The following is an 8,990-nucleotide window of genomic DNA, read 5'->3' on the forward strand; positions in this document are numbered from 1 at the left end:
CACCTGGCCTTCCTTGTCAGAGCCTGATCACGCCACAGCGTAGGCTCTTCCGATGAAGATGCACGCCGACGAACTGGCCGTACCCCTCGAAACGGTCCGCGCGCTGGTCGCCGGGCAGTTCCCCGAGTGGAAGGACCTGCCGGTCAGGCGGGTCGCCGGCCAGGGCACGGTCAACGCCATCTTCCGCATCGGCGAGGATCTCGTGGCCAGGTTCCCCATCGAGGCGCGCGAGCCCGGCGCGGCGCGGCGATGGCTTGAGGCCGAGGCGGCCGCGGCCCGCGAACTGCTGGACGCCACCCGGTTCCGCACCCCGGAGCCGATCGCGCTCGGCGAGCCGGGGGAGGGCTACCCGCTGCCGTGGTCGGTGCAGACCTGGCTGCCGGGCGTCGTGGCCACCGACGAGGACCCGGGGGAGTCGGCGGCGTTCGCGCGCGACCTGGCCGAGCTCATCGCCGGGCTGCGCGCCGTCGCAACGCGCGGCCGCCGGTTCACCGGGGGCGGCAGGGGCGGCGACCTGACGGCGCACGACGAGTGGGTGGAGAGGTGCCTGCGCGAGAGCGAGCACCTGCTGGACGTGCCCCGGCTGCGCGCCACGTGGACCGCCCTGCGGACCCTGCCGCGCGAGGCCGCCGACGTCATGAACCACGGCGACCTGATCCCCGGCAACATCCTCGTCTCTGCGGGCCGGCTGGCCGGGGTACTCGACGTGGGCGGCTTCGGACCGGCCGACCCCGCGCTCGACCTCGTGGCCGCCTGGCACCTGCTGGAATCCGGGCCGCGGGCGGTGCTGCGCGAGCGGCTCGGCGGCGGCGACCTGGAGTGGGCGCGGGGCAAGGCGTGGGCCTTCGCCCAGGCGATCGGCCTGGTCTGGTACTACCTGGACAGCAACCCGGCGATGAGCGAGATGGGCCGCCGCACCCTGGACCGCGTCCTCGCCGACGCCCCATGACGCCCATCCGCTACGGCGGAGCCGCCCATGGCCTGGGAAGCGGCTCCGCCGTACCGGCGATCAGCAGGGGATCTTCGAGGTGGTGGCGTCCGGGGCGAGCCGCGGGAGCCCGTCGGCCACGTCCACCGCGACCAGCGCGCTGGAGTTGACGGCGATCAGCCACATCTTGGGGTTCGCCGCGGTCCGCTGCTTCGCGTCCAGCACCTCGATCCGGTCGCCGAGGTAGCGGTAGGTCTCCCGGTCGAAGATCATCTCTTGGCGGTAGCCGCCGTCTTCGCGCGCTACCCCGATGCCGGGGCGTCCGGCGGCGTCCACCGTCTCGGGGATCAGCTTGATGCCGGGCACCTCGGCGGCGATCTTGTAGAGCTCCGGGGTGACGCTCGGCCGGACCGCCGCGGTGCGGATCAGCCCGCTGATCGTGTTCCAGACGTCGGGGCCGCCGGCGGCGACCCTCGCGCGCAACTGGGCGGGGGTGACCGAGGCCATCGCGGCATAGGTCAGCGCGTCGCCGGGCGCCTTCTCGCAGTCGGTCTCGTGGAGATTGTCGTTCGGCCGGTTGTCGTAGGGGAACCGGGCATGCGGCAGCCCGGGTACCTCCGCGCGGCGGGTCTCGCGCTCGCGCATCAGCCACCGCTTGGGGCCGACGGCGGGTTCCCAGCGCTCCTCGACTCCGTGCACCACCTCGCCCCTGCCGTTCTGGATCTGGGTCTGCTGGTTCTGGAATCGGGTGTAGACGTACTGCTCGGGTCCGGGCTTCAGGTCGGGCTGCTCGCCGGCGGCCTCGGCGGCCCGCTGCAGCACCTCCTGGGCGCTGGCCGGCGCCGCGCCCTGAAGGAACACGACCACGCCCGCCGACAGCGCCACCGCCAGCCCGCCGGCCAGCGCCAGCCGTGGCATCGCCCGCCCCCGCGAGAGCGCGCCACGGGGCCGCCGTGCGTCCTGAAGCAGGGACGCGCGCAGCGGCGCCAGGTCCTGCCGGTCCGGCTCCGGCTTGTCCGCCCAGAGCTGCCTGACCTGGGTCATCTCATCCATGGCTGGCCTCCAAAGCCTCTCGCACCTGGGTTCTCGCCCGATTGAGCCGCGAACGCACCGTTCCTACGGGGATGGACAGCGCGGCGGCCGTCTCCTCGTAGGTGAACTCCGCCCACGCCACCAGCAGCAGGACGTCGCGATCACCCGCCTTCAGCCCGGCGATCGCCGAGACCAGCGGCCGGTTCACCGCGAGCGTGGTGACCCCGTCCTCCACCAGCCCCGCGGGCAGCGGCCTGGCGCCGTCGCGCAGGCTCGCCTGGTAATGCGAGACCTCCGTACGGCGCCGCCGCCGGATGACGTTCGTCGCGATGCCGTACAGCCAGGGGCGGGCGGTGCCGTACTCGGCGTTGTAGCGGCGCCGGTACTGGAAGGCGTTCAGGAAGGTCTCCGAGACGACGTCGTCGGCCGCCTCGTCACCGAGCCTGCGCGCGGCGAAGCGGTGAAGCGCGGGCGCGTACCGGTCGAAGATCTCGGCGAAGGCGTCCGGCTCCTGCAACGACCGGCTTATCAGGGCCGCGTCCGCGCTGTCCGCGGTCGCTGTCGATCCCTTCATAGAGAGCCTTTCCATGCGAATTCGGGAACACCCGTACTTGCCGGGGGACGCCCGAATGGTTCACGGATGAGGCGTCAGCGCAGCAGGACGGCCACGGCGAGCACCACGTACCCGGTGGACAGGCCGAGGAAGGTGATCGTGTCCACCCAGCGCATGCCCCGGCTGTCGGCCAGGTCGGGGCGGACTGCGGCGGGGAAGAAGGACAGCGGGGCGAGCCAGGAGAAGAACGCGATGAGCGCCAGGGCCACCGCGGGCGGGTCGGGAACGGCGGCGCCGAGCGCGATGAGGATCGTGCCCATCATGAGCAGTTCGATGTGGCCCTGCCGGATCCTACGGGGGTCGCGCAGGCCGCGGCGCAGCCGTTCGGCACGCGGCGTGCGGGTGATGTAGACCATGAACCAGCCCGTCAGGACCCCCACGGTCAGCTCGAGAACCCCCAGCTTCACCAGGAACGGCACGGCCCGCCTCCCATCGTCTTGCCGAAGAAGTCCTGTACGGCGGGCAGCACCTCGTACCCGTTGTGCGCGGCCCCCGGCACCACGTCGAGCCGGGCGTCGATGCCAGCCTCGGCGAAGCCGCGGTGCAGGCTGTTCAGCCGGTCGACCCGGGTGGGCCCGGCCGCGTCGGCTCCTCGCACCCACAGCTCGTCCCGCTCGGTCACGGTGATCTCCCAGGTGTCGGTGTCCTCGGCGCCGATGACCATCTGCACGGCCACCTCGCGCATCGCCTCCAGGTCGGGCCCGGCGCCGAAGCGCTGGGCGAAGTCCTTCGTGCCCGCCCACCACGGCCAGCGCGGGTCGAGCAGCGTGACCAGGCCGGGCGCGCCGATCGACACCGCGCGCAGCCGCCGGGGGTGCAGATAGAAGAAACGGTGCGCGAACTGGCCGCCGCCGGAGAAGCCGTGCATCAGCATCCGGGACCCGTCCACGCGGTACTTGGCGGTCACCTCCTCCACCATCGACAGCAGCACCCGGTCGAACCTGATGCCGCCGTAGTCCAGGAACTTGTAGTCGTGCAGCTCGTCGCGCCGCCCGATGCCGGCGGGGAAGAGCGGCGCCAGCACGACGCAGTCGTGCGCCCGGCAGAACGCGGCGAACCGGTCGCGGTACTCGGCCGCGGTGCGGTCGGTGCCGTGGACGACGACCACGAGGTCGTAGCGCCGCTCGCCGGCCTCGTCGTAGTCCTCGGGCACGTACAGGCAGTAGGAGAAGCGCTGGTCGGCCGCGCAGGCGAAGAAGGGGGTGTGCCCGAGGTCGTAGTAGCTCAGCTCGATGCCGTGGCGGCGGGACGCGGTCACAGCTGCGGCCTCCACGCCGCGTCCGCGTACCAGGGAAGGGCGGCGGTCACGGCCGCCCCGACCTCGAACACCGTGGCGTCGTCGTACGGCCGGCCGACCACCTGCACCCCCATGGGAACCCCCAGCTCCGAACGGCCGGAGGGCACGCTGAGCACCGGGCACCGGCTGGCGAGGTTGAACGGCACCGTGAGCGGCGCCTCCAGGTTGTGGTCCAGGACGACCCCGTCGACCACGAGCGGCGTGCCGAGATAGTCCTCCCCGGCCAGGAGCGCGGGCGTGCCGGAAGCGGGGCACAGGAGCGCGTCGAAGCGCCCGAAGATCGCGGCCAGGTCCTCGTGCACGCGCGCCTCGATCTTCAGCGCGCCGTAGAAGCCGGTCTCGGCGACCGCCTTCAGGCTGCGCTCCATGAAGTCGCGGGCATAGCGGGTGAGGCCGTCACCGTGGGCGGCCACCTCCTCGGCCACGATGGGACCGAAGATCGCCCCGTAGTGGGCCCAGGCCGCGCGCATGATCTCGGCCCGCGTCCAGGGCAGCTCGACTTCCTCGACGACGGCGCCCGCATCGGTGAGGGCGCGTACGGCGTCCCAGGTGGCCGCGACCACCTCGGGTTCGACGGCGTAGTCGCCCAGCCGGACGCAGACGGCCACACGCCGCCCCGCCAGCGAGCCCGAATAGGGCGGGATCGGCGGCGGCGCGGGCAGCGAGACGTGGTCGCGCGGGTCCTGCCCGGCGATCACGTTCTGCAGCAGCGCGCAGTCGGCGACGGTCCTGGCCATGGGCCCGTCGTGACAGTAATGGTCGAGGTTGTACGGCGGCAGCGCGGGCACCCGCCCATAAGGCGGCTTGTACCCGACGACCCCGTTGAAGGAGGCGGGGATGCGGATCGAGCCGCCGATGTCGGAACCGGTCGCGAGCACCGCCGTCCCCGCCGCGAGCGCGGCGCCCGAGCCGCCGGAGGAGCCGCCGCTGGAGTGCTCAAGGCTCCACGGGTTGCGGGTGACGCCCCACAGGTCGCTGTGGGTGAACCCGGCCGCGCAGAACTCCGGCGTGGTGGTGCGCGCGTGCACGATGCCGCCCGCGGCGACGATGCGATCGACGATCGGGTGCGTGACCTCGGCGACGTTGTCGCGCAGCAGCAGGGAGCCGTCGCGCAGGGGGTGCCCGGCGATGGGCTGCTCCTCCTTCAGCGCCACGGGCAGCCCTTCCAGCGGCCTGGCGGTTCCGCGCAGGTAGCGGTCCGCGGCCTGCCCGGCCTGCTCCATGGCCTGCTCGAACCACCGCTCGGCGAAGGCGTTCACCCGCGGCTCGGCGAGCTCGGCCCGCGCGACGACGGCCTCCAGCAGTTCGACGGGCGACAGCTCGCGGGCGGCGAACCTCGCCAGCGCTTCGGTGGCCGGCAGATAGGCCAGTTCGCTCACCGGGTCTCCTTCAGGTCGTAGACGGCATAGGCGCCCTGGTCGGGCGGCCCGGCGCAGACGTGCAGGCGCCGGGCGCGGATCTCGGCGATCGTGGAGATCACGGTCGCGATGTCGATGCCGGGCGCGTCGGCGGCGTGGTGGCACAGGGCGTCCGGCGCCCCGGTGCGGTCGGCGAGGACCGCGGCCAGCTCCCGGGGGCCGGCGTGCGGGCCGGCCTCGGCCAGCAGGGCGCGCAGCCGTTCCAGCCGGGCCGTGGAGTTGCGCAGCCACGAGGCCGGCGCGTTCTCCTCGTCGGCGCGCTCGGTGAGGAAGTGGTTGGTGTGCAGGAGCGTGCCGCCGGCCGGTTCGAGCCGGCCCACGCCCGACGGCGTGGTCTCGATGTCCAGCGCGCCGTCGTCGTCGGCGATGAGCAGGTTGCGCGGCCCGGTACGCGGCACGGCGGTGACCGCCCGCGCGGCGCGGTGCCGGTCGGTCTGGCCGAGCGCCAGCCGGGTGAGCAGGTAGCGCGGCACACCGATGCCCCACTGGGCGGTGCGCAGGAAGTTGCCGAAGACGGCGACGCCGGCCTCGTTCATGCCGTGGTGGCCGAGCTGCCCGGCCGGGGTGACGGTGAGCAGCGCCGGTCCGTCCGCGGGCCGGCGGCGCAGCGCGACGAACAGGGGAGCGGTCTCCGGCGGCAGGTCGGCGTTCTGCGCGGCGATCGGCCCGCCGGGACGCGACGGGCCGACCAGCGCCAGCGAGCTGCATTCGGGCGCCGCGGTGTTCCAGCCGGTCAGCTCGGCGCGCAGCTGCAGGATCCAGCCGTCGGCCGCGCTCAGGCCCGCGCCCTCGCCCACGCCGTCCACCTCGGCGGCCAGCTCCGGCGCGACGGCGGCGGTGACCTCACGCACGGCCAGCGCGTGCCCGCGGGCGGCGGCCGGGTCCAGGTCGCGGACGATCATCTCGTGGTGGCGCCGCACCAGATCGCGTACGGCCTCGCCGTACGCCTGCCCGGCGGCCCGGCCGGCACCGGGAATCTCGACCTCGATCAGCCGGACGGGAGTGCTCACCCGCCCACCTCCTTCCTGACGGGGCTGCGCCTGGCGTGCAACGAGGGCACGGCCGAGACCAGCTCGCGGGTGTAGTCGTGGCGGGGATCGGAGTAGATCTGCTCGGCCGGGCCGAGCTCGACCAGCTCCCCGCCGCACATCACGCCGATCCGGTCGGCGATGAGCCGGACCACGGCGAGGTCGTGGGAGATGAACACGCAGCCGAAGCCCGTGCTCGCGCGCAGCTCGGCCAGCAGGTCGAGGATCTGCGCCTGGGTGGAGACGTCGAGGGCGGAGACCGGCTCGTCGCAGATCAGCGCGCGCGGGCCGCAGGCGATCGCGCGGGCGATGGCCAGCCGTTGCCGCTGGCCGCCGGAGAACTCGCGCGGCAGCCGTTCGGCGTGCTCGGGGCGCAGCCCCACCTGGGTGAGCAGGCCGGCCACCCGCTCGCGGCGGGCCGCGGCGTCGAGGCCGGTGTGCAGGAGCAGCGGCTCGGCGATGCTCGCGCCGACCCGCATCATCGGGTTCAGCGAGCCGAGCGGGTCCTGGAAGACCATCTGCAGGTCGCGGCGCCTGGCCCGCAGCGCGCGCCCGCGCAGCCGGGCCAGGTCGGCGCCGTCGAGCAGGACCTGGCCGCGGTCCGGCCGCAGCAGACCGGCCAGCATGCGGGCCGTGGTGGACTTGCCCGACCCGCTCTCGCCGACGATCGCGAGCGTCTCGCCGGCCGCCACCGCGAACGACACCTCCCGTACGGCGGGCTTGCCCCGGAACGCCTTGACCAGCCCCCGGGCTTCAAGAACGCTCATCGGCGCACCCCCGTCAGCGTGAGCTCCCGGCTGCGGGCGCAGCGCACCCGCCGCGACCCGGTGACCTGGACCTCGACGGGCGTGCCGTCGCAGACCCCCGGCCTGGTGTGCGCGCACCGCGGGCTGAACGGGCAGCCGGACGGCAGCGCGCCCGGCGCCGGCACCACCCCGGGGATGGCCTCGGGCGGGCGGCCGTGCATGGCGTTCTCCGGCGCGGCCGCCAGCAACGCCGCGGTGTACGGGTGGCGCGGCGCGTCGAACACCTCGCCCACCTCGCCCTCCTCAACCAGGCTGCCCGCGTACATCACCGCCAGCCGGTGACAGGTGCCCGCCACCACGCCGAGGTCGTGGGTGACCAGCAGCAGCGCCATGCCCAGCTCTTCCTGCATGCGGACCAGCAGGTCGAGGATGCGCGCCTGCACGGTCACGTCCAGCGCGGTGGTCGGCTCGTCGGCGATCAGGACGGCCGGCTCGCAGGCCACCGCCATGGCGATCATCACGCGCTGCCGCATGCCGCCGCTGAAGGTGTGCGGGTACTCGGCGGCGCGCCGGCCGGGCTCCTTGATGCCCACCGCGCCCAGCAGCTCGACCGCCCGCCGCGCCGCCGGCCCCCGCGCCAGGCCGAGGTGGCGTCTGAGCACCTCGGCGACCTGCTCGCCCACCGCGATCGCGGGGTTGAGGCTGGCCATCGGGTCCTGGAAGACCATCGCGATCCGGCGGCCGCGGATGCCGGCCAGCGTCCCGGGATCGGCGGCCAGGAGGTCGGTCCCGTCCAGGCGGACCGAGCCGGCCGTGACGGTGACGCCGCGCGGCAGCAGGCCGAGCAGCGCGAGCGCGGTCATCGACTTGCCGGACCCCGACTCGCCGACGAGCCCGGCCGCCTCGCCCGCCTCCAGCTTGAAGGACACCTCGCGCACCAGCGGGACGCTCCCGCCGCCCGAGCGCGCGGCGATGGACAGGCCCTCGACCTCCAGCAGCGTGCTCATACGTGCTCCCGATCCCGGCGGGCCAGCGCGTCGCGCAGGCCGTCGCCGACTGTGTTGAACGCCAGCACCGCCACGAGGATGACCACGCCGGGCAGGATGACCAGCAGCGGCGCCTGTTCCAGGTGGCGTACCGCCCGCTTGAGCATCGAGCCCCAGCTCGCCAGCGGCGGCTGCACGCCGAGCCCGAGGAAGCTCAGGCTGGCCTCGGCGAGGATGGCGTAGCCGAAGGTGAGGAAGACCTTGACGATGAGCGGCGTGCTCACGTTGGGCAGGACGTGCCGCAGGATGATCCGCGGCGTCGAGCATCCGCCGACGATGGCCGCCTGGACGTAGGTCTGGCCGCGTACGGCCAGCGCCGAGCCCCTGACCACCCGGTAGAAGCCCGGCGCGTAGACCACGCCGACGGCCAGCATCGCGTTGGTGAGGCTGGGCCCAAGCGCGGTGGCGATGGCGATGGCCAGCACCAGGCCGGGGATCGACAGCACCGCGTCGGCCACGCGGGAGACGACCAGGTCGAAGCCGCCTCCCAGGTAGCCGGCGAGCAGCCCCAGGGGCACCCCGCCCAGCGCGGCCACGGTGACGGCCAGCAGGGAGGCGCCCAGCGAGACGCGGGTGCCGTACATGAGCCTGCTGAGCACGTCGCGGCCGGACTCGTCGGTGCCGAGCCAGTGCGCGGCGCTCGGCCCCTCCAGCCGGCGCAGAAGGTCCTGGTCGAGCGGATCGTAGGGGGCGATGAACGGCGCCGCCACGGCGACCAGCACGAACACCGCCAGCGCGGCGACGGCGAGCATGACGTCCGCGCGCCCGGACAGGCGCCGCCACACGGTCATGCCGCCCTACCTTTCTGAGTAGGCACTCCCGTTACGCCAGGGGCTGAGCGCGCTGCTGAGCCTGGAGAGGCAAGATCGGGATGTGCGGGTG

The 8,990-nt window shown here is 73.8% G+C and carries 10 protein-coding genes; 1 reads left to right on the forward strand and 9 read right to left on the reverse strand.

Going from position 1 to position 8,990, the window contains the following annotated elements; all coding sequences use genetic code 11:
- Positions 1-52 precede the first annotated feature (52 nt).
- Positions 53-949: a phosphotransferase gene (locus ACFWY5_RS39740; protein WP_379624857.1), complete on the forward strand. Its 897-nt coding sequence runs from the start codon at positions 53-55 to the stop codon at positions 947-949.
- Between the two features lie 60 nt (positions 950-1,009).
- Here the strand turns inward: ACFWY5_RS39740 and ACFWY5_RS39745 are convergent, their stop codons facing one another.
- The 9 genes from ACFWY5_RS39745 to ACFWY5_RS39785 form a co-directional block, all read right to left on the reverse strand.
- Entirely contained in the window at positions 1,010-1,981 is a 972-nt protein-coding gene (locus ACFWY5_RS39745) for a CU044_5270 family protein (RefSeq protein ID WP_379637892.1), read from the reverse strand.
- A complete protein-coding gene (locus tag ACFWY5_RS39750) occupies positions 1,974-2,534 on the reverse strand; it encodes an RNA polymerase sigma factor (protein ID WP_379624862.1) in 561 nt (186 codons plus the stop codon). Before ACFWY5_RS39750 ends, ACFWY5_RS39745 begins: the two co-directional genes overlap by 8 nt.
- Before the next feature lie 74 nt (positions 2,535-2,608).
- Positions 2,609-2,992 carry a hypothetical protein gene (locus ACFWY5_RS39755; protein ID WP_379624864.1) on the reverse strand — a complete coding sequence of 128 codons (384 nt, stop codon included), beginning with the start codon at positions 2,990-2,992 and terminating at the stop codon, positions 2,609-2,611.
- Positions 2,977-3,831, reverse strand: a complete 855-nt coding sequence (locus tag ACFWY5_RS39760) for a hypothetical protein (protein WP_379624866.1) — start codon at positions 3,829-3,831, stop codon at positions 2,977-2,979. The genes ACFWY5_RS39755 and ACFWY5_RS39760 overlap by 16 nt, the downstream gene beginning before the upstream one ends.
- Positions 3,828-5,249 carry an amidase gene (locus ACFWY5_RS39765; RefSeq protein WP_379637893.1) on the reverse strand — a complete coding sequence of 474 codons (1,422 nt, stop codon included), beginning with the start codon at positions 5,247-5,249 and terminating at the stop codon, positions 3,828-3,830. The genes ACFWY5_RS39760 and ACFWY5_RS39765 overlap by 4 nt, the downstream gene beginning before the upstream one ends.
- A complete protein-coding gene (locus ACFWY5_RS39770; protein ID WP_379624870.1) occupies positions 5,246-6,298 on the reverse strand; it encodes a C45 family autoproteolytic acyltransferase/hydolase in 1,053 nt (350 codons plus the stop codon). The genes ACFWY5_RS39765 and ACFWY5_RS39770 overlap by 4 nt, the downstream gene beginning before the upstream one ends.
- Positions 6,295-7,083, reverse strand: coding sequence for an ABC transporter ATP-binding protein (locus ACFWY5_RS39775; protein ID WP_379624872.1), 789 nt, complete (start codon positions 7,081-7,083; stop codon positions 6,295-6,297). Before ACFWY5_RS39775 ends, ACFWY5_RS39770 begins: the two co-directional genes overlap by 4 nt.
- Positions 7,080-8,069 carry an ABC transporter ATP-binding protein gene (locus ACFWY5_RS39780; RefSeq protein ID WP_379624874.1) on the reverse strand — a complete coding sequence of 330 codons (990 nt, stop codon included), beginning with the start codon at positions 8,067-8,069 and terminating at the stop codon, positions 7,080-7,082. The genes ACFWY5_RS39775 and ACFWY5_RS39780 overlap by 4 nt, the downstream gene beginning before the upstream one ends.
- Positions 8,066-8,899 (reverse strand): ABC transporter permease, encoded by an 834-nt coding sequence (locus ACFWY5_RS39785; protein ID WP_379637894.1) that lies wholly within the window; start codon positions 8,897-8,899, stop codon positions 8,066-8,068. The genes ACFWY5_RS39780 and ACFWY5_RS39785 overlap by 4 nt, the downstream gene beginning before the upstream one ends.
- Positions 8,900-8,990: the final 91 nt, after the last annotated feature.

The sequence above is a fragment of the Nonomuraea sp. NPDC059007 genome (genome assembly GCF_042740555.1).
Lineage (GTDB): Bacteria > Actinomycetota > Actinomycetes > Streptosporangiales > Streptosporangiaceae > Nonomuraea.